The sequence below is a fragment of the Cupriavidus sp. UYPR2.512 genome (assembly GCF_000379565.1).
GTDB lineage: Bacteria > Pseudomonadota > Gammaproteobacteria > Burkholderiales > Burkholderiaceae > Cupriavidus.
This window is the reverse complement of sequence record NZ_KB902931.1, coordinates 42,854-63,965: the sequence shown is the minus strand read 5'-3', so window position 1 is coordinate 63,965 and position 21,112 is coordinate 42,854. Positions and strand designations below refer to the sequence as shown.

The 21,112-nt window shown below is 64.1% G+C and carries 17 protein-coding genes; 11 read left to right on the top strand and 6 right to left on the bottom strand.

Annotation, left to right across the window (positions count from 1 at the left end; genetic code table 11):
- Positions 1-322: 322 nt before the first annotated feature.
- The 8 genes from kdpF to chrA all read left to right on the top strand — a co-directional run bounded on the left by kdpF (position 323) and on the right by chrA (position 12,000).
- Positions 323-424 (top strand): K(+)-transporting ATPase subunit F, encoded by a 102-nt coding sequence (kdpF, locus tag A3A5_RS40530; protein ID WP_018310805.1) that lies wholly within the window; start codon positions 323-325, stop codon positions 422-424.
- Entirely contained in the window at positions 421-2,208 is a 1,788-nt protein-coding gene (kdpA, locus tag A3A5_RS0111935) for a potassium-transporting ATPase subunit KdpA (protein WP_018310804.1), read from the top strand. The genes kdpF and kdpA overlap by 4 nt, the downstream gene beginning before the upstream one ends.
- An 88-nt stretch (positions 2,209-2,296) precedes the next feature.
- Entirely contained in the window at positions 2,297-4,336 is a 2,040-nt protein-coding gene (kdpB, locus tag A3A5_RS0111930) for a potassium-transporting ATPase subunit KdpB (protein WP_018310803.1), read from the top strand.
- 50 nt (positions 4,337-4,386) lie between these two features.
- The gene (gene kdpC, locus A3A5_RS0111925; protein ID WP_018310802.1) at positions 4,387-4,956 is read left to right on the top strand and encodes a potassium-transporting ATPase subunit KdpC; all 570 of its coding nucleotides are present in this window, start codon (positions 4,387-4,389) and stop codon (positions 4,954-4,956) included.
- Between the two features lie 75 nt (positions 4,957-5,031).
- Positions 5,032-7,713 carry a DUF4118 domain-containing protein gene (locus A3A5_RS0111920; RefSeq protein ID WP_018310801.1) on the top strand — a complete coding sequence of 894 codons (2,682 nt, stop codon included), beginning with the start codon at positions 5,032-5,034 and terminating at the stop codon, positions 7,711-7,713.
- 30 nt (positions 7,714-7,743) lie between these two features.
- A complete protein-coding gene (locus A3A5_RS0111915; RefSeq protein ID WP_018310800.1) occupies positions 7,744-8,445 on the top strand; it encodes a response regulator in 702 nt (233 codons plus the stop codon).
- A gap of 124 nt (positions 8,446-8,569) precedes the next feature.
- Positions 8,570-10,486 carry a potassium transporter Kup gene (locus A3A5_RS0111910; protein WP_018310799.1) on the top strand — a complete coding sequence of 639 codons (1,917 nt, stop codon included), beginning with the start codon at positions 8,570-8,572 and terminating at the stop codon, positions 10,484-10,486.
- A gap of 284 nt (positions 10,487-10,770) precedes the next feature.
- The gene (gene chrA, locus A3A5_RS0111905) at positions 10,771-12,000 is read left to right on the top strand and encodes a chromate efflux transporter (RefSeq protein ID WP_018310798.1); all 1,230 of its coding nucleotides are present in this window, start codon (positions 10,771-10,773) and stop codon (positions 11,998-12,000) included.
- Between the two features lie 34 nt (positions 12,001-12,034).
- Here the strand turns inward: chrA and A3A5_RS0111900 are convergent, their stop codons facing one another.
- From A3A5_RS0111900 to A3A5_RS0111875, 5 genes are all read right to left on the bottom strand, one after another.
- Positions 12,035-13,414: a YncE family protein gene (locus A3A5_RS0111900; RefSeq protein ID WP_026200689.1), complete on the bottom strand. Its 1,380-nt coding sequence runs from the start codon at positions 13,412-13,414 to the stop codon at positions 12,035-12,037.
- A 36-nt stretch (positions 13,415-13,450) separates the two neighbouring features.
- The gene (locus A3A5_RS0111895; RefSeq protein ID WP_018310796.1) at positions 13,451-13,897 is read right to left on the bottom strand and encodes a DUF305 domain-containing protein; all 447 of its coding nucleotides are present in this window, start codon (positions 13,895-13,897) and stop codon (positions 13,451-13,453) included.
- A gap of 157 nt (positions 13,898-14,054) precedes the next feature.
- On the bottom strand, positions 14,055-15,245 hold the full coding sequence (gene ampC / locus A3A5_RS0111890) for a class C beta-lactamase (protein WP_018310795.1): 1,191 nt from the start codon (positions 15,243-15,245) through the stop codon (positions 14,055-14,057).
- A gap of 395 nt (positions 15,246-15,640) precedes the next feature.
- Entirely contained in the window at positions 15,641-16,249 is a 609-nt protein-coding gene (locus A3A5_RS0111880; protein WP_018310793.1) for an NADPH-dependent F420 reductase, read from the bottom strand.
- Between the two features lie 29 nt (positions 16,250-16,278).
- On the bottom strand, positions 16,279-17,034 hold the full coding sequence (locus tag A3A5_RS0111875) for an SDR family NAD(P)-dependent oxidoreductase (protein ID WP_018310792.1): 756 nt from the start codon (positions 17,032-17,034) through the stop codon (positions 16,279-16,281).
- 108 nt (positions 17,035-17,142) lie between these two features.
- Between A3A5_RS0111875 and A3A5_RS0111870 the strand changes: the two genes are divergently transcribed.
- On the top strand, positions 17,143-18,072 hold the full coding sequence (locus tag A3A5_RS0111870) for a LysR family transcriptional regulator (RefSeq protein ID WP_018310791.1): 930 nt from the start codon (positions 17,143-17,145) through the stop codon (positions 18,070-18,072).
- Between the two features lie 171 nt (positions 18,073-18,243).
- On the opposite strand, the gene A3A5_RS0111865 is transcribed toward A3A5_RS0111870, so the two are convergent.
- Positions 18,244-19,176, bottom strand: coding sequence for a LysR family transcriptional regulator (locus A3A5_RS0111865; RefSeq protein ID WP_018310790.1), 933 nt, complete (start codon positions 19,174-19,176; stop codon positions 18,244-18,246).
- A 166-nt stretch (positions 19,177-19,342) separates the two neighbouring features.
- On the opposite strand from A3A5_RS0111865, the gene A3A5_RS0111860 reads away from it, so the two are divergent.
- Entirely contained in the window at positions 19,343-20,107 is a 765-nt protein-coding gene (locus A3A5_RS0111860; RefSeq protein ID WP_018310789.1) for an SDR family oxidoreductase, read from the top strand.
- Between the two features lie 128 nt (positions 20,108-20,235).
- The gene (gene phnC, locus A3A5_RS0111855; RefSeq protein ID WP_010809359.1) at positions 20,236-21,090 is read left to right on the top strand and encodes a phosphonate ABC transporter ATP-binding protein; all 855 of its coding nucleotides are present in this window, start codon (positions 20,236-20,238) and stop codon (positions 21,088-21,090) included.
- Positions 21,091-21,112 lie beyond the last annotated feature (22 nt).

Genomic DNA, 21,112 nt, shown 5'->3' with positions numbered 1-21,112 from the left:
TCACTACCGGCCTAACCGGTACGCTGTATGGGGGCGATCGAGGAGATAAGCCTAGCGCACTTTTCTTCGGGCAGGTACGGCTGCGCTCGAATCCCTGCAAGCGGATCAGACTCTGGTGGGTGACACCTGTTGTTTACACAATTTTTACGCCACCGGCCATGGTCTTGATACGTTCTTTACATGAATTTTTCTACCTTCCATTTATCCGCCCCCATGCCACGGAGCCATTTCATGGACATGCTGGTTGCGTTATCCATCGCGGTCTTTGGTGCGGCGCTATGGGCGCTGATTGCCGCCTGCCGCCGGCTGGAGCGTCGCGCTGATGAGCAACGCTGAGCTGCTTTACTGGCTGGCAGGGGGCGTGTCCCTTGGCCTGTTCGTATACCTGCTCTACGCGCTGTTCAACGCGGAGGAGGTGGCGTGAACGCGTCTCCTTTCGTCCAGGTCGGCCTCTACCTGGCTGCGCTCTTCACGCTGGCTTGGCCGTTGGGCCGTTACCTGAGTTCGGTCATGGATGGTCAACTGAGCGCCCGTTACGGTTGGCTCGGGGCCTTCGAGCGGGGCATCTGCAGATTGATCGGCACCAACGCGGACGAAGATATGCCGTGGTACCGATACGCCATGGCCATTGTGCTCTTCAATCTGCTCGGTACGATCGCCGTCTATGCGCTGCAACGCTTGCAAGGCGGGCTGCCGCTCAATCCGGCCGGCATGACGGGGGTCGAAGCCGGCTCGGCCTTCAACACCGCCGTCTCCTTCACCACGAACACCAACTGGCAGGGCTATGGCGGCGAAAGCACCATGAGTTATTTGACCCAGATGTTGGCGCTGACGGTTCAGAACTTCCTTTCAGTTGCCACGGCGATTGCGGTGGTGGTGGCGTTGGTCCGGGGCTTCGCGCGCCGTTCGACCGCCGGCATCGGTAATGCCTGGCTTGATCTCGGTCGCGCCACATGCTACGTGCTGTTGCCGCTTTCTTTCCTGCTGGCTTTGTTCCTGGTCGGCCAGGGGGTAATCCAAAACCTGGATGGCTACCGGGATGTCAAGCTGATCCAGCCGCTCGCCTACCCGCAGCAAAAGCTCGACGCCAATGGTCAGCCCATGGTGGATGCCGTTGGAAAGCCGGTCATGGAGAATCTGAAGACCGACAAGCAGACCATCGCCATGGGGCCAGTGGCCTCGCAGGAAGCGATCAAGATGGTGGGTACCAATGGTGGCGGCTTCTTCAACGCCAACTCGGCTCATCCCTATGAGAATCCGAACGGCGCCACCAATTTCATGGAGATGCTGGCGATTTTCCTGGTCCCGGCCGCACTGTGCTTCATGTTCGGCGCTATGGTCGGCGATATGCGCCAGGGAGTGGCGATAGTCGCCGCCATGACCGTGATCTTCGTTGCCATGTTCGCCATGGTGCAGTGGTCCGAGATGCAAGCCAACCCGCTGCTGACCCGGCTCGGCGTTGATGGCACAGCCGGTAACCTTGAAGGCAAAGAGATTCGCTTCGGCATTACCGCGTCCAGCCTGTTCGCCACCATTACAACGGCGGCAAGCTGCGGTGCGGTGAACACGATGCATGACAGCCTGATGCCACTGGGAGGGCTCGCGCCGATGCTGCAAATGCAACTCGGCGAAGTCGTATTCGGCGGGGTCGGCTCGGGCCTGTACGGGATGTTGATCTTCGCTATCCTGACGGTGTTCCTCGCGGGCCTGATGATCGGACGCACGCCAGAATACCTTGGCAAGAAGATCGAAGCCTATGAAATGAAGATGGTGTCGGCTGCGATCCTGATCACCCCGCTATTGGTGCTCGGTGGAACCGCGGTTTCGGTGCTGGCCAAGGCTGGCCTGGCGGGCATCCTGAACCCGGGCGCACACGGCTTCTCCGAAGTGCTATATGCCTTTTCCTCCGCTGCCAATAACAATGGGTCGGCGTTTGCCGGATTGGGCGTCAACACGCCTTACTACAATTTCTGGCTAGCGCTGGCAATGTGGTTCGGCCGCTTCGTTCCTATCGTGGCGGTGCTTGCCATTGCCGGCAGCCTGGCCAGAAAACCTCGGCTGGCCGTATCGAGCGGCACCATGCCAACACATGGGGCGCTATTTGTTCTCTTGCTGGTCGGCACGGTGATGATGGTCGGCGCGCTCACCTATATTCCAGCCCTGGCGTTGGGTCCCATGGTCGAACACCTGCAATTGTTCGCGCATTAGGACACCAGACATGAACGATACGACAAAACCGGAGCTGCACCCGCAGACTATTCAAAGAGCTGGCGCCCACACCGCGCAGACGCTGCCGTTGTTCGACCCCGCACTGGTCAAGCCGGCCATTGCGGAATCGTTTCGTAAGCTCTCGCCGCGCGCTCAGTTCCGTAACCCCGTCATGTTCGTGGTCTGGGTCGGCAGCGTGATGACTACTCTGCTCGGCATCCAGGCAGTCAGGGGCCAAGGGGAGGCGCCGGCCGGCTTCATCCTTGCCATCTCGGCGTGGCTTTGGTTCACTGTGCTGTTTGCCAATTTCGCCGAAGCGCTGGCCGAAGGCCGCGGCAAGGCGCAGGCTGCCACGCTGCGCCATAGCCGCAGAAACCTCATGGTCAAGAAGCTCGACCGTCCCCAGCGTGAAGCCACGATCACGGTAACGGACTCGGCCAGCCTGCGTCGGGGAGACCTCGTATTGATCGAGGCGGGTGACTTCGTGCCGGCCGACGCCGAGGTGCTGGAAGGCGTCGCCTCGGTGGACGAATCAGCCATCACCGGTGAATCGGCGCCGGTTATCCGCGAATCCGGCGGAGACTTCTCGGCCATCACCGGCGGCACCCGCGTACTGAGCGACTGGCTGATCGCTCGCGTCAGCGCCAACCCGGGCGAAGCCTTCCTTGACCGCATGATCGCCATGGTGGAAGGTGCCAAGCGCAAGAAGACACCCAACGAGATCGCCCTCACGATCCTGCTGGTCGCCCTGACACTGGTGTTCCTGATGGCCACCGTTACGCTGCTGCCGTTTTCGCTCTACAGCGTGAACGCGGCAGGTACCGGCAGCCCCGTCAGCATCACGGTGCTGATAGCGCTGCTGGTCTGCCTGATCCCGACTACCATCGGTGGCCTGCTCTCCGCCATCGGCGTGGCCGGCATGAGCCGCATGATGCAGGCCAATGTGATCGCGACATCTGGCCGCGCCGTAGAGGCCGCCGGCGACGTTGACGTACTGTTGTTGGACAAGACTGGCACCATCACCCTTGGTAACCGCCAGGCTAGCGCATTCCTGCCGGCACCGGGCGTCACTGAAAGCGAGCTCGCCGATGTCGCGCAGATGGCGTCGCTTGCCGATGAAACGCCGGAAGGTCGCTCCATCGTGGTGCTGGCCAAGGAAAAATTCGCCCTGCGCGGGCGGGAGCTACACGACGCCAACTTTATCCACTTCACCGCCCAGACCCGCATGTCCGGCGTCGATATCGGCGAACGGCCGATCCGCAAGGGTTCTGCCGACGCCGTCAAAGCCCACGTGGAAGCCATAGGCGGCCACTTTCCGCAGGGCGTGACCGACCTGGTTGACCAGGTCGGTCGCCGCGGAGGCACCCCTCTGGTGGTAGTCGATGGCCAGCGGGTGATGGGCGTGGTCGAACTAAAAGACATCGTCAAAGGCGGCATCAAGGAGCGCTTTGCCGAACTGCGCGTGATGGGCATCAAGACGGTGATGATCACTGGCGATAACCGCCTGACCGCAGCCGCCATCGCCGCCGAGGCCGGTGTCGATGACTTCCTTGCCGAGGCCAGGCCGGAAGACAAGCTCATGCTGATTCGCAACCATCAGACCGAAGGCAGGCTGGTGGCAATGACCGGCGACGGCACCAACGACGCTCCCGCGCTGGCGCAGGCAGACGTGGCGGTGGCGATGAACAGCGGGACACAGGCCGCCAAGGAGGCCGGCAATATGGTCGACCTTGACAGCAACCCCACCAAGCTGATCGAGATCGTCGAGACCGGCAAGCAGATGCTGATGACGCGCGGCGCACTGACTACATTCTCGGTGGCCAATGACGTCGCCAAGTACTTCGCCATCATCCCCGCCGCGTTTGCGGTTACGTACCCGCAACTGGAGGTGCTGGACGTGATGCACCTCTACAGCCCGGCTTCGGCCATCCTGTCGGCAGTCATCTTCAACGCCGTCGTCATTATTGCCCTGATCCCGCTGGCGCTGAGAGGGGTGAAGTACCGCGCGTTGGGCGCGGGCGCATTGCTACGGCGCAACCTGCTGGTCTACGGCTTGGGCGGCCTGGTTGTGCCATTCGTCGGTATCAAGCTAATCGATCTGGTACTGGGACTCATCGGCGTCGCGTAGATGGCGGCAGGCTCGCCAGAGGTTGAAACGGGATTCAAGGACCTCCAATCATGAAAACGCTGATACGACCGGCCGTGTCGCTGTTCCTGCTGTTGAGCGCCTTGACCGGTCTGCTCTATCCGGCTGCCGTCACTGGCGTGGCGAGGCTACTGTTCCCGCATCAGGCGGCGGGCAGCCTGATTCAGCGCGGCAACGCGGTGGTCGGCAGCGAGTTGATCGGCCAGGCCTTCAGCGGCAAGGGCTACTTCTGGAGCCGGCCGTCGGCCACGGCGCCGATGCCGAACAATGCCGCAGCGTCCGGCGGCTCGAACTTTGGCCCGACAAATCCGGCCCTGGTCGATGCGGTCAAGGCTCGCGTGGAGGCGGTCCGTGCCGCTCATCCAGACCAGGCCGGCCCGGTGCCGGCTGACCTGGTGACAGCCTCCGCCTCGGGGCTTGACCCGCACATCTCGCCGGCGGCAGCCTACTATCAGGTCGATCGTGTCGCCATGGCCCGCGGCATGCCACCCGCCAAGGTCAAGCAGTTGGTCGAGCAGTATCGCGAGGGCCCAAGTTGGGGAATTTTTGGCGACAGCACCGTGAATGTGCTCAAATTGAATCTAGCGCTCGACGAGTCATGACCCGCGCCTTCCCGTCGGCGGAGGAATGCGAGTCTTCGGGCCTTGCGAGCCGTTGCTGGACGGGATAGATCGACCATGAACGCCGGACGCCCCGATCCTGATCGCCTGCTGGAAGCGATCAAGGAGGAAGAGCAGGCCGCTGCACGCGGCAAGCTGAAGATATTCTTCGGCGCCTGCGCGGGCGTCGGCAAGACCTACGCCATGCTGCAGGCCAGTCGGCAGAAACAGGCTGACGGGGTTGACCTGGTGATTGGTGCGGTGGAAACGCACGGCCGCGAGGAGACGGCCGTGCTGCTCGAGGGGGTGTCCATACTGCCGTTGCGCAAGATCGCCTACCGCGGCCGGCTGCTCCCTGAATTCGACCTCGACGCGGCGCTGGCACTAAGACCGTCCCTGATCGTGGTCGACGAGTTGGCGCACTCGAACGTCGAAGGAAGCCGTCACCAGAAGCGCTGGCAGGACGTGGAGGAGCTGCTGTCGGCTGGTATTGACGTCTACACCACGCTCAACGTGCAGCACCTCGAAAGCCTCAACGACGTGGTCGGCTCGATCACCGGCGTGCGTGTGCGAGAAACGGTACCCGACCGCGTGTTCGATTCCGCCGATGAGGTGACGCTGGTCGACCTGCCGCCTGACGAACTCCTTATTCGGCTTGCTGCCGGCAAGGTCTATCTTGCTGACACGGCCGAACGGGCGGCACGGAACTTCTTCCGTAAGGGCAATCTGATCGCGCTGCGGGAGTTGGCGCTGCGTCGCACTGCGGACCGGGTCGATGCGCAGATGCGGGCCTATCGCGCTGACCGGGCCATCTCCAGCGTCTGGCAGGCGAAGGAGCGTCTGGTGGTCTGCGTCGGCCCCGGCCAGAGCGGCGAAAAGCTCGTGCGCGCCGCCGCCCGGCTCGCGGCCAAGCTGCAGGCCGACTGGATCGCCGCGTATGTCGAGACGCCGGCACTGCAGCGACTGCCACCCGCAGGCCGCGAGCGCGTACTGAGCTTGCTCAAGCTTGCTGAGGACATGGGCGCTGAGACTGCCACGCTGGCCGGCAGCGATGCCGCCACCACGCTAGTGGCCTATGCCAAAAGCCGCAATGCCGGCAAACTGGTGATCGGTCATCGGCTCAGGCCAGGTTGGCGGCGCAAGTTGCTGCCAGGCCTGGCCGACCGGATTGCGGAACGGGCGGCCGAGCTGGATCTTTATCTGGTGGGCATCGATGAAACGGCGCCGCCGCCGGATGAGCGGCGCGCTTCGCTTGGTCGGCTGGACTGGCGCGGACACGGCGCGGCCGCCGCCATCGTGGCAGTCACCACGGTGCTGGCAGCCGGTCTCTTGTCGGTGTTTGATCTGGCCAATGTGGTGATGGTGTTCCTGCTTGCAGTGGTGGGGATTTCCATCCGCTACGGACGTGGTCCTGGCGCGCTGGCAGCCATGTTGTCGGTGCTGGCCTTCGACTTCTTCTTCGTTCCGCCCAAGCTGACCCTCACCGTCAACGACACCCAATACTTTTTCACCTTTGCTTTGATGCTCGTGGTGGCACTGGTGATCGGCCAGTTGGCTGCCCAGTTGCGCTTCGAGGCCAAGATCGCACGGCTACGCGAACGGCGTGCCGGCGAACTGGCCGGGCTGGCGCAGCAACTTTCGGCAGCATTGACCACCGAGCAAATCGTTGGCATCGCGATCGACCGGATCGACGCCGTGTTCCAAGCCAAATCGGCCGTGCTGCTGCCCGACAGCCAGGAGCGCGTGCGCGAACCGCACGACGCGCCCGAGGCGGCTTCGCTGGCTGTCACCGACAATAGCGTGGCGCAGTGGGTTTACGATCATCAGCGATCGGCCGGCGAGGGCACCAACACACTGCCGTCAACGCCGGCGCGGTACCTGCCCCTGAAGGCGCCGATTCGCACCCGTGGCGTGCTGGTCATCCAGCCCGCCGACGTGGCCCTATTCGATACGCCCGAAGACATGCATTTGCTTGACGCCTGCGCCGCCCAGATCGCCTTGGCCCTGGAACGGGTGCACTTTGTCGAGGTGGCACAGGACGCATTGGTCAATATGGAGCGCGAGCGCCTGCGCAATAGCCTGCTGGCGGCAGTCTCGCACGACCTGCGCACGCCGCTGACAGCGCTGGTGGGACTGGCCGATACCTTGACACGGAACCGGTTGACCGCCGAGGCCAAGCGGGAATTGACCGTGGCTATGCGGGACAAGGCCAAGGCTACCGCTGAGCTCGTGGGGAAGCTGCTCGATATGGCACGGCTGCAGTCCGGCGCAATCAAGCCCAAGAGTGATTGGCAGTCGCTGGAGGAGGTGCTCGGCTCGGCGCGGCGCCAACTGGATTCGGTGCTGGTCGGCCACCGTGTCAGTAGCCGCGTCCCGCCGGATCTGCCGCTGTGCGAGTTCGACCCCGTGCTGATCGAACGGGTACTGGTGAATTTGTTGGAGAACGCCGCCAAGTACACCCCGCCCGGTAGCGAGGTGGTCGTTTCGGCCATGGCCGGTGACGATACTCTCCGAGTGACCGTGGAGGACAACGGCCCTGGCTTGCCGGCGGGGCGCGAGGAACAACTCTTCGGCAAGTTCGAGCGGGGTGAAAACGAATCTTCCACACCCGGCGTTGGTCTCGGCCTGGCCATTTGCCGCGCTATCGTCGAGGCTCACGGTGGCAGCATGCACGCCGAGCGACGCAGGGAGGGCGGCGCCCGCTTCGTCTTCACGCTGCCACGCGCCACCCCACCAACTGTAGTCGAGACTGAGCCTTAAACACGCAAGTCCACCTCGCCAACGCGCGCCATGATGAAAACCGCCGCCCGCATTTTGGTCGTTGAAGACGATACCGATATCCGCCGTTTCGTCTGCACGTCGCTGGAAGGCGAGGGCTTTGTTGCATTCGAGGCGGAAACCGTGGCACGCGCGCTGATCGAGGCGGCCAGCCGGCAACCCGAGTTGTTTATCGTGGATCTTGGCCTGCCTGACCGCGATGGCCGCGAACTAATCTCGGAGCTGCGCGGCTGGACCCTCGCCCCCATCATTGTGCTGTCGGCCCGTGACCGCGAGGAGGAAAAAGTGGCAGCGCTGGACGCAGGCGCCGACGACTATCTGGTGAAGCCCTTTGGCGTGCCGGAGTTACTCGCTCGGGTCAGGGCGCAGTTGCGCCGCAGTGCCGCGGGAACCGGCGGCGATCACACCGTAGTGGTGAGCTTTGGTGAAGTCACGGTGGACCTGGCCAAGCGAGAGGTGAGACGTCAGGGTGAACTGGTACGACTGACGCCCATCGAGTACCGCCTGCTGGCAGCCCTCATCAAGGGGCACGGCCGCGTACTGACGCATCGTCACTTGCTGGTCGAGGTGTGGGGACCGAACGCCCTGGAGCGTGGCCACTATTTGCGAATCTATATGGGCAACCTGCGCCAAAAACTTGAAATCGACCCCGCAACACCCCGCCACTTCATTACAGAACTCGGGGTGGGCTACAGGCTGATTGGCCTGGACTGAACTCATGGATCCAAGCCAATAGGACACGGTCGACGGTGGGTCAGGAAGAATTCGCTGCAGCGCGTTCGCGACTGAGAAAGGCCTGTTCAGACGCGAAGTGTGTCAATAGTCAGGAGGAGCCATTGTGGATGCCCATGCAAACAATCCCGAAACGCCGAGCGGCTCGCACCTGGAGCATTCCCGCGCAGCGCTCACGCTTGCTGCGCTGGGCGTCGTCTACGGTGATATTGGTACCAGCCCACTATATGCGGTCAAAGAAACGTTCAATCCCGCGCATGGGATCCCATTGTCCCCCGAAAACATACTTGGCGGTATCTCCGCGATCTTCTGGGCGCTGATGGTCGTCGTCTCGCTCAAGTACGTGATACTCATCATGCGAGCCAACAACAGGGGCGAAGGTGGCATCATGGCGCTGCTCGCTCTTGCCTTATCATCCGTGAAAAAGGTGGGGCGCTCCCCCGTGCCGGTCGTGCTCATTGGCCTGTTCGGCGCCGCGCTGTTCTACGGGGATGCCGTGCTGACGCCAGCCATCTCGGTCCTCTCCGCCGTCGAAGGACTCGAGGTGGGCACAACGGCGCTGAAGCCTTACGTCCTACCGGTATCAATGGGCGTGTTGATCGTGCTATTCCTGGCCCAACGGCATGGTACCGCCAAGATCGGTGCGCTGTTCGGCCCTATCACGGTGTTGTGGTTCCTCGCCCTGGCCGCCGCAGGCATCCACGGCATCGTCCAGCATCCTGCCATCCTTGGCGCACTCAATCCACTGCATGCATTCGGCTTCGTCACGCAGCACGGCTTCGCCTCGTTCGCCGTACTGGGAGCCGTGCTGCTTGCGTTCACGGGGGCCGAAGCGCTCTATGCCGACATGGGGCATTTTGGCAGTGGCCCGATACGGCTGGCGTGGTTCGGGTTGGTGTTTCCAGCGCTTGCGCTCAATTACCTAGGACAGGGCGCGCTGCTCGCCGTCAATGCGAAAGCGGTCGAAAATCCCTTCTATCTCCTTTATCCCTCCTGGGCACTGTATTCAATGGTGGCACTCGCCACCGCGGCAACCGTGATCGCTTCGCAGGCGACGATATCGGGCGCCTACTCGCTGACTAAGCAGGCAATCCAGCTGGGTTACCTGCCGCGCATGCAGGTCGTGCAAACATCCGAAAAGGCCATGGGGCAGATTTACATCCCAAGTCTCAACGCCATACTGCTGGTGGCGGTCTTGGCTGCCGTGGCCGGCTTCGGCTCGTCTTCGAAACTGGCCTCGGCGTATGGGGTGGCGGTCACTGGGACCATGTTGGCAACGACCATCCTTACCTTTTTTGTGATCCGCTATGGCTGGGGATACACCCTGTTGCTAAGCATCTTCGCCACCAGCTTCTTCGTCGTCGTAGACGTAGCGTTCCTCTCCTCGAGCCTGTTGAAAGTGGCTGAGGGAGGCTGGTTCCCGTTGCTTATCGGCACCGGGATGTTCGTCGTGATGCTGACATGGCTACGCGGCCGCCAGGTCCTGCTCGGACGACTTCAGAGTACCGACTTGTCGCTCAAGTCCTTCCTCGACTCCCTGTTCCGTGCGCCTCCGTCGCGCGTATCCGGGACAGCGGTATTCCTCACACCGACATCGGATGTCGTGCCGCACGCATTGATGCATAACCTTAACCACAACAAAGTCCTGCATGAGCGCATCCTGTTCCTTACCGCGAAAATGAAGGATGTGCCCTGGGTACCATTGGGCGAGAGTTTGGCCATCGAACCGCTCGGTCACGATTGCTATCGGATCACGTTGAGCTTCGGCTTCATGAACCGGCCGGACGTCTCGCAGGCGCTAAACATGCTGCCGCGAGTATCGGATCTCGGATTCAACATGATGGAGACTTCGTTCTTCCTGAGCCGCGAGACAATCATTCCGGTAGCCGGGATCGCCAGTGGGATGGCATTTTGGCGAGAGCGCCTGTTTGCAACAATGAGCAAGAACGCCGGCAATGCGGGCGAGTACTTCAACATACCGCCAAATCGCGTAATCGAGATTGGAACACAGATCCAAATTTAGATCTTCCATATCAAAACGCCGGTCCGGCGGCAAGCTCTCCGGCACGGGCCCGCGCGGCTGTAGCAGCGACGGAACCTCCGTGATTTGACATAACACTTATTATGCGAACTGTTAGTGTAGCGGCAAAGTTGTAATGTCCGGTTCCAGCCAGATCAGAATGTGCTCTCTCCAGCAATTTGCCGAGATACAGTATTGGAGTTCGACAACGATGGCCGATACAGCCACTGGGCGTGCCTTTGAAGCTAGCATGGCGGTCGATGAAACCTTACCCGAGAAAACCGCCGATGCCCCCCAACCCCGCCCAGGACACAAACCGCGCCGCTGACGCAGCAACACGCGGCACAGTTCCAGAAGTTCTTCGTGCGTTCCTGAAACTTGGCCTGACTTCGTTCGGCGGCCCGGTCGCGCACCTGGGTTACTTCCGCACCGAATTCGTGGAGCGCCGCCGCTGGCTGGACGACAAGAGCTACTCGGACCTGGTCGCGCTATGTCAGTTCCTGCCGGGGCCTGCCAGCAGCCAGGTTGGCATGGCGCTGGGGCTGCAGCGGGCAGGCTGGCTTGGGGCGCTGGCCGCCTGGGCGGGCTTTACCCTGCCCTCTGCGATGGTACTCGTCCTGTTTGCTTTTGGCGTTGCGCGCTGGTCCGGCGTTGCGGATTCCGGGGCAGTTCACGGCCTGAAGGTGGCGGCCGTGGCGGTAGTCGCACAGGCGGTATGGGGCATGGCCAGGTCGCTGTGTCCGGACCGGCTGCGCGCGGGCATCGCGGTCCTGGCCGCGCTTCTGGTCCTCGCGGTGCCAGGTGCGGCGGGCCAGGTTGCTGCCATTGTGCTGGGTGGCCTGGTTGCGCACCGGACGTTGCAGCTGAACCATCTGCCTCCTGCCCAGCATCTCAACTACGGTGTGAGTCGTCGGGCGGGCGTTTTGCTTCTCGCGTTGTTCGGCGTGCTGCTGGTGCTGCTCCCGGCCCTTGCCGCAATGACCGGTTCCATGGCGGTGTCGGCCGTGTCTGTCTTCTACCAGGCCGGAGCGCTGGTTTTCGGGGGTGGGCATGTCGTACTGCCGCTGCTGCAGGCTGGCGTGGTGCCGCCTGGCTGGGTCGGCAATGATGCATTCCTGGCGGGCTACGGTGCAGCACAAGCCGTTCCGGGTCCCCTGTTCACCTTTGCCGCGTTCCTCGGGGCGCTGTCGCCCGCGCCGTTGGGTGGATGGGTGGGCGCGCTGGTACTGCTGCTCGCGATCTTTGCGCCGGCGTTTCTGTTGGTGGCCGGCGCATTGCCGTTTTGGGAAAGCCTGCGCCAGCGCGATGGGGTGCAGAGCGCGATGGGTGGCATCAATGCGTCCGTCGTTGGCGTATTGGCCGCCGCGCTGTACGACCCCGTATGGACCAGCGCGATTCACTCGAAGGCGGATTTCGGCCTGGCGCTGGCGGCCTTCGGCCTGCTCGTCTACGGCCGCGTGTCCCCTGTGCTGGTGGTGGCCGGCGCGGCGCTGGGCGGATGGATCCTGGCGCTCTAGCCGGGCATCCGCCACCGGGGTCGCCAGGCTCAGCTCACGGCACGCTCACCAACACCGCCGTCGCCGGATCCGCCGCCGCATCGCCCTCCATGACGATCAGCTTCGCCGGGGTGGCGGTCTTTGGCGAAAGCGTCGTCACGACTTCGCGCAGCGGGCCAATGGCGGTGCCGTTGGCCATGCCGGCCGCATTGGTACGGAAGCTTGCCACGGGTGTGGCCTGTCCTGTGACATAGACGCTGTAGGTGGTTTGCGGCTTCAGCTTGAACAGGGATACCTCCAACGCGTCGACAACACCGAGATTGCGCGCAACCACAAAGCCCCTGGCATCGCCACGGACTGGTTTAAGGGCAATGTTGACCGGATCGGTGTTCGCTCTCTGCACAAGGTTCGCGGTCCCGTCGCCGCCTGGCACGGCGTTGGAGACATAGACCAGTGCCTGCGGCGCCTGGCCCACCGGCACGCGGGTCATGACCTGGTTCGTTGCGGTGTCGATCACGTCGACAGCGTCGCCGTTTTCCAGGCCGACATAAATGCGTGAACTGTCGTCGGCAGCCCAGATGCCGTGCGGCAGCGCGCCGACCGGAATGGTCGCGGCCAGCCGCGGTTCAGCCTCGGTGGTGAATACCTTTACCACGTTTTCCCCGCCCACTGTCACATAGGCGACCGTGCCGCGCGCGGTCCTGGCAAAGGCAAGGTGATTGGTGATGAAGCCGGCGTCGAAGACGCCCTTCACTTCCAGCCTTTCGGTGTCGATGCGGGTGACCTTGCCCACGTCCTTGTGCGTCATCCACACTTCCCTGAAGTCCGGCGTGAATTGCAGGAATGGTGAAAACGGGCTGGTGACATTGAGCCGCTTGACCACCTTGTGTGTCCTGACATCGATGACATCCACCACGGGGTTGAAGCTGGATACCACGAAGGCGAGCTTGCCCGCGGGATGGAACAGCACCATGCCAGGCCCTGCCGTGGTCTGGATGCGGCGGGTTTCCCGGAACCTCACCGGATCGATGACGGAGATATAGTCCTCGCCGCGCACGACCACCCATGCCTCTTTGCCGTCAGCGGTAAAGAAGCCTTCATGCGGTGAGCGGCCGATATAGGCAATGCCCTTGACCTTGTTGGTTGCGGTATCGATGAACGCGACGGAATTCGAGCCGTTCGAGATCGCGATCAGGGTCCGATGGTCAGGCGAGAAGCCAAGGCCGTGGACATTGAGCTCGCCCTTGTAAAGCGGCGACAGCACGTCCGGCCGCGCGTTGCCAAGGCGGATCTGCCCAAGCAATGTGTTGCTCGCCGGATTGATCACTGAAACGGTGTTGCTGTTCTGGTCAGCGGTATAAACACGATCCTGTGGCTGCGGCGCGGCGACTGCGAGAGGCGCGGCCACGGCAAGGATAAGGGCATGTCTTTTCATGATTCGGTCCGGATGCGGGCGGTGTAGGTCCGCCGGTTAGCGAGGATTGGCGGCGCCAGGTGCCCTGGCCTGGCTGCGATGGAGCCAGGCTTGCATGAGGCGGATCTCGTTTTGCTGCTCGGTGATGATGGCCTGGGCAAGATTGCGTAGTTCTGGATCCTTTCCATACAGCAACAGCGCCTTGGCCATGTCGATCGCGCCCTGGTGGTGCGGAATCATCATGGTGACAAAGTCGTGGTCGGGGATGCCGTTCATGGCTGCCTGCGCCATGCCGTGATCCATCACGGCCATGGCGTCACCCATCAGGCCGGAGAATGGTTTTGCGGTGCTGGCGACAAAGGGCGGCGGTGCCTGCCCCGGGGTGGCTTGGTGGTGCCGGTGGGCATCCTGGGCTGGCGCGGCAAAGCTTGCAGCCCATAGGAACAGCGCCGGCACGATGCGTGCCGCAGTGCCGACGCCATTGCGTGGGGTTCTCCATTGCATTTGCGGGGTCTCCTTTCTTCCGGGCCTGGCGTTTGCCGGCGGCCAGGGATTACCTGCGTATACACATGGGGGGCGCGGACTATTCCATGGCGACCTGGTTTTTTTACGGACCAGCCGCTGGACAGGGCTGCAATGCGGATGCAGCCCCACCCTCCCCTTATCGGGTATCCACCCCTCCCGGCGCCCCGTCCAGGGCCGCCAGTATCCGAAATGCTGCCTTTACCCGCTCCGGTACCGGGAAGTTCTTGTTCGCCAGCATCACGATGCCAATCCGCTTCGCCGGCACAAAGACCACGTAGGCGCCAAAGCCATTGGTCGAGCCGGTCTTGTTGACCAGCACATTGGCGGGCGCTGCCAGCGGCGGCACCAGCCGGCTCACCTGGTTCGCCTCGAGCACAACCTGCGGTGCGCTGCCGGCCAGCACGCTGTCGACCCGGGTGGGCCAGGCGTACATTTCCCAGCCCAGCCCCTGAACCATGTCGCCGACCTTGAAGTACCCGGTGTGCGTCCCGGCAATGGCACGCTGCAGCTTGTCGTCCAGGCCGGCGCTGTCGATATTGGCTTCGACAAAGCGGATCATGTCGGCCGCCGTGGTTTTCACGCCGTAGGCTTCGGCATCCAGCACGCCGGGCGTCACGCGGACCGGCTTGCCGTCTTTCGAATAGCCATAGGCGTAGTCGCCCATGCGCGCTTTCGGCACCCTGATGTAGGTGTGAGCCAGGCCAAGCGCCGGGAACAGCGTTTTCTCCATCAGGTCGTCGAAGGGCTGGCCCATGCTGCTGGCCGCCAGGTAGCCGAACAAGCCAATGCTCGGATTTGAATACTGGCGATGGGTGCCGGCGGCATACCTGGGGCGCCAGCCCCGGAAATAGTCGACCATCGTCTTCGTATCGGTGACCGCATCCGGAAACTGCAGCGGCAGGCCGCCGGCTGCATAGGTGCCAAGATCGAGCAGGCTGGTCGCGCCCAGGCTGCTTCCCGCAAGCGCCGGCAGGTATTTCCCGGCGGGGTCGGCCAGAGACAGGGCGCCGCGGGCCTGTCCATAGGACGCGAGCGTCGCGGTGAAGGTCTTGCTGACCGAGCCGATCTCGAAGAGCGTGTCGCCGTCGACCTTGCGCCCGCCCTCCTTCGCCGCGACGCCGTAGTTGAAGACGTAGCGCTTGCCGCCGGCCGTGACGGCCACGGCCATGCCGGGGACGCCATGCGCCGCCATCAGGGGGCGGATGGCATCGTTCACAGCGCGTTCGACCTGGCGCTGGCCGACACTGTCGGCGGCACCGGCATTGGCCGCGAAGAGGCAGCAAGCCATGGCGATGGTGGCGATGCGGGCAACAGGAATCCGTTTCATATCCGACGCTTTGCAATCATGCTGGAGGGCGGCGCCGGTCCATGGCGGCACGGGCGCGCAACTGGAGCGGCTGCAAAGGGATAAAGCTTAACAGCCGCAGCCGGAGCAGGTGGAATCTCGCACCGAATCGCCGCGCCGGACCTGCGGGGTGAACCAGGCGATATCAGAGCGAGGACGGCGCAGGCATTTCCGTGTCGATGCCGTAGCGCGCAATCGCCTCGGCTACCACCGACGCCGGCACCGTGCCCTGCGCCACAAACGCGCTACGCCGCCACGCAGACATAGGCGCGATCGAGCTCAAACAAGCGGCGCAAACAAGGCGCTGGGCAGGGCAACAGATTACATCAGCGCAGGGTGCGCTGCGGATGGCGTCAGGCTCTGGCGCCCTGCCCGGCTTACCCCATTTTCACCAGATTCAACCCCGGCAAGGGACCGCCGGGAAACTGGACCAGCCGTCCACCCACGGCCAGCGGCCCAAGATCAATGCCAAAAAAGCCGAGTCGCGCGATCAGCGCCGCCACATCGCTCTTTGCGCTGTCGTCATCGCCTGAGTAGAACAGAACCCGCTGGCCCCCGTCCTGCCGCGGATTGCCCGATAGCAATCCCGGCTGCAGGTGGTTGAACGCCTTCACCACGCGCGCGCCGGGAACCATGCTGGCGACAATCTCGCTGGAAAGCCGCCCGTTCAGTTCGGCAGGCCGGAACAGTGGCGCTTCGATCGGGTTGTTCGCGTCGATGACGATGCGTCCGCCGAAATCCCGCAGGCCGGCCAGCGCCTGCGGTAGCCGGGACCAGTTCACCGCTGCCAGCACGATGTCCTGCGCTGCGGCCTCTTCGCGCGTGCCGGCGCGGATGGTGGGGCCGGTCTCCTGCACCAGCGCCAGCAGCGAGGCTGGGCCGCGGCTGTTGGCGATCACGGCCGGAATGCCGTGGCGCGCCAGGGTGTGCGCAAAGGCCGTGCCGATAGCGCCGGCGCCGATGATGCCAATGGTCTTGTCGGTCATGGTGGATCTCCGCTATGGTCAGTGCGCGTTCAGGCCGTGAAGCCGCCGTCGGCCACGATATCGGCGCCGGTTACGAAGGACGCTTGCGGGCCGGCAAGGAAGGCGACCACGTTCGCGATGTCATCGGGCTGGCCATAGCGGCCGATGGCGATGCCGGGGCCGACGATCTTGCTGACCGGGCCGCCATCCGGATTCATTTCCGTGTCGGTCGGGCCGGGATGCACGGTGTTGACGGTGATGCCCTTGGGGCCGAGGTCCCGCACCAGGCTGCGGTTGAAGCCAGTGATCGCGCCCTTGGTCAGCGTGTACAACGACGCCGTCGGGAACGCAGCGTAGCGCGTCATCGAAGAACCGATATGGATCACGCGGCCGCCCGCCTGCATATGACGTACTGCCTCCTGCGTGGCCACGAATACGCCGGTAACGTTGACCGCGATCATGCGCTCGTAAGTGTCGAAGTCAATGTCCTCGATGGCGCCGCCCAGTCCGAGTCCGGCGTTGTTGACAAGGATATCGAGGCTGCCGAATGCCTTGACCGTCGCCGCTACAGCGGCGCGGACCGCTGCGGGGCTGCCGGCGTCGGCTTCGATGGCCATCGCGCGCCCGCCCGCCATCTCGATGCCGCGGACCACGGCGCTGGCCTTGTCCGCCGATGCGCTATAGGTCACAGCAACGGCAGCGCCGTCGGCTGCCAGACGGCGCGCAATCGCGGCACCGATCGAACGCGAGCCACCGGTGACCAGGGCGGTCTTGCCAGCCAGCGGAAGGGTTTGGTTTGCAGTCATGTCGAACTCCGTAATGTGAAGGTGTGAACGGAGTATGGGCGGCAGATTCCATTAGGATTAGTCGGTAATGACTATAATGATTTTCAAGCGATGGTATAAGCTTGACGCATGGAGACCCTCGCCAACCTTGAATCCTTCGTCCGCAGCGCGGAGACCGGCAGTTTCTCGGCGGCTGGCCGGCGCCTGGCGCTGACGCCGGCGGCGGTCAGCCGCAACGTGGCCATGCTCGAGCGCAACCTGGGCGTGCGGCTGTTTCAGCGCTCCACGCGCAAGCTGACGCTGACCGAGGCGGGCGAGCGCTTTCTGGCGTCGATCGGCGGCAACCTCGATGCGCTTCAGGCGGCGATCGCCGGCGCCGCCAGCGATCAGGGCGAGCCCGCCGGCGTGCTCAAGGTCAGCCTGGCGCCCACGTTCGGCGTGACCCATGTGATGCCGCTGCTGCCCGACTTCCTGCGACGCTACCCCGCCATCCGGCCCGAATGGCATTTCGAGAACCGTGCGGCCGACCTGATCGCCGAGGGCTACGACGCCGCCATCGGCGGCGGCTTCGAGGTCGCGCCCGGCCTGGTTTCACGCACGCTGGCGCCGGCGCATATCGTCGCCGTGGCATCCCCTGCCTACCTGCATGGACGCACGCTGCCCGCCACTCCCGCCGGCCTTGCGTCACTGGATGGCATCGTCATGCGTTCCACCCGCACCGGGCGGTCACGCCACTGGGTAATGCGCGATGCCGGGGGTACGGAAGCCGCCACCGCTCTGCCCGAGCACATTGTCGTCAACGATCCGGCTGCAATGCGTGAAGCCGCGCTACTGGGCCTTGGCGTGGCCTTGCTCGCCGTGCCCGACGTGCTGCCCTGGCTGGAGCGAGGTGAACTGGTGCGCGTGCTGCCGCGCTGGTACGCCGATGCGGGCGCGATCTCGCTCTACTACCCCACACGTACGCTGCTGCCGGCCAAGACGCGCGTGTTCATTGACTACGTGGTGGAAGCCTTCCGACGCGAACGGCTGGCCGAGCGGTTTGCCGGCAGTCTGGGCTGAGCAGCGAAAACTTCCGCGCCACGTCATCGTTCTGTTATCCGCCACGCCGCTGCCGCGGTCCGCCTGCGCCGCTACGACGACCTGGCCAAGATGGTCGACCGACGCGGGCGGCAATCTTCCAGCCTTGCGGGTCGCCACACGGCGATCATGGAACCCGGCCAGCAGGTGGCATCAGGTTTTCGCGCCCTCTCCGCGAGCCTGCACCCATGCGTCCCAGTACGGCGGACTCCCGATGGCCGTGCGCACGCACTCCGCAAACGCGCGCAGCCGCGCCGACACCCGCCGGCCTTCCGGATGGGCGATATAGATGGATTCCGGCTCGGCCCGCAGGCCGACCTCGATCACGGCCAGCGCACCCTGCCGGATGGCATCGCCGGCAATAAAGGTCGGCAACAACGCGATGCCGACTCCCGCGATGGCGGCATCGCGCATCATGTCGCCGTTGTTGACGCGCAGCGCAACGGCGGCACGGGCGATTTCGGTGCCGTCGGGGCCTTGCAGGCGCCAGTCAGCCGCGCCGCGGTTGGCGTAGAAGATGCCACGGTGCTGCTGCAGATCCGCCAGCGTTGCCGGCGCACCCATCTGCGCGAGGTAATCCGGGGATGCGACCAGGAGGCGGCGGCTGGGGGCAAGCTGCCATGCCACCAGGCGCGAGTTCTCCAGCGGGCCGTGCCGCACCACGGCGTCATAGCTGTCGGTGGCCGCGTCCACGCGGCGGTCGTCCAGGTCCAGGCTCAGCTCCAGTTCCGGATGCCGGGCCAGGAACGGATAGATGGCAGGCCCCAGGTGCATCCGCCCAAATGTGACCGGCGCGGAAATCCGCAACGACCCGGCCAGGGTGCCGCGCCGCTCGGCAACATCGGTAGCCGCGGCTTCCACTTCATGCAGGATACGCGTGGCCCGCTCCAGAAAGGCGGCGCCGTCCTCGCTCAGCGACAGCCGCCGCGTGGTTCGGCGCAGCAGGTTGGCACCCATCGCCTTTTCAAGCTCGGCCAGGCGTTCGCTGACAACGGACTTGGACAAGTTGAGCCGCCTTGCGGCCTCGCTGATGGAGCCTGCCTCCACCACGGCGACAAAGCTGGCGACACCTTCTAGCTTGAACATTGTTCGGCATATCCGGAAAGTTGTTCCGCGATCTTCAGTCTAGTGCGAACCGCGCGCGTTGCCCATACTGGTTTCACGAGGCAGCGGGGGAGTTCCCGCTGCCCACCCGCAAAAACCGGCGCTGTGGACCAGCAAGCTGCCTCCCGCGCCTGACCGGAGATTGATCATGGGACGCTTGTCTGGGAAAGTTGCCATCATTACCGGCGCCAGTGCCGGCATTGGCCGCGCCACTGCACTGCTGTTTGCCGCCGAGGGCGCCAGGGTGGTAGTCGGCGCCCGCCGCCAGTCCGAACTGGACAGCCTGGTGGCGCAGATCCGTGACGCCGGCGGCGACGCGGTGGCGCTCGCCGGCGATGTGCGGCGCGAGGAATACGCCAGTGCGCTGGCGAAGCTGGCGGTCGAGCGCTATGGCCGCCTGGATATTGCCTTTAACAACGCCGGCACGCTCGGCGAGGGCGGGCCCAGCACCGGGGTTTCGGCAGACGGCTGGAACGACACCCTTGCCATCAATCTCACCGGCGCATTCCTCGGTGCCAAGCACCAGGTCGCACAGATGCTGAAGGACGGCGGCGGCTCGGTGATCTTCACATCGACCTTCGTTGGCTACACCGTCGCCTTCCCCGGCGTGGCCGCGTATGCGGCAAGCAAGTCCGGCCTGATCGGCCTGACGCAGGCGCTCGCGGCTGAGTATGGGCCGCAGGGCATCCGCGTCAATGCGATCCTGCCGGGCGCCGTGGACACGGACATGTATCGCACCATGAACGACACCGCGGAATCGCAGGCGTTCATCACCAACCTGCATGCGCTCAAGCGCGTGGCCACGCCGGAAGAACTGGCGCGCTCGGTGCTGTACCTGGCATCGGACGATTCGGCTTTCGTCACCGGCACCGCGTCGCTGGTGGACGGCGGCGTCTCGATCACGCGCACCTGACGCACCGGCGCCGGCGGCCAGCACGGCTGCCGGCGCTGCCAACTGGTTTCAACCCCCTTCCGCTCACGTCATCGTTCTGTCATCCGCCCCGGCCAGAATGCGCAGGTCATTCAAGTCAGGGAGTCGACATGACGCACGCAATTGAAGTCCGCGGGCTTTCCAAATCGTTCCGCGCGGACCGCAAGGCGCTTGACGATGTCACGCTGCATATCGCGCCAGGCGAGATGGTCGCCCTGCTGGGGGCATCGGGATCGGGCAAGTCCACGCTGTTGCGCCACGTGGCGGGATTCATCACGGGCGATGCCGGCGCTGGCGAAATCCTTGTCAACGGCCGCCATGTGCAGCGCAACGGCCGCCTGGCCCGCAACGTGCGCAAGGTGCGTGGCGAGATCGGCTTTGTGTTCCAGCAGTTCAACCTGGTGGGCCGTCTTCCGGTCATCACCAACGTGCTGGTCGGCATGCTGGCGCGCGTGCCCAAGTGGCGCAGCCTGCTGCGCATCTTCAAGGCCGATGAAGTCCAGGGCGGGCTCGATGCGCTTGCCCAGGTTGGTATAGACGACTATGCGTTTCAACGGGCCTCGACGCTGTCGGGCGGCCAGCAGCAGCGCGCCGCCATCGCCCGCACGCTGGTACAGAACGCCAGCGTGATCCTGGCCGACGAGCCGATCGCCTCGCTCGACCCGGAATCCTCGCGCCGGGTGATGTCCCTGCTCAGGCAGATCAACCGCACGCGCAAGGTCGCGGTGCTGGTGTCGCTGCACCAGGTGGATGTGGCCATGCGCTACTGCCCTCGCGTGGTGGCGCTGCGCCACGGCAAGGTGGTCTATGACGGCCCCTCTGCCGCGCTCACGCCCGGCATGCTGCGCGATCTCTACGGCACCGAAGCCGACGAGCTGCTGCTCGATTCCGTGCCCGACGAAGACGTATCCACTGCGGCCATGCCGGCACCGGCGATGGTCACGATGAACCTGGCGGCCGCCTGAACGGCCGCCTGTCTAAACCGCT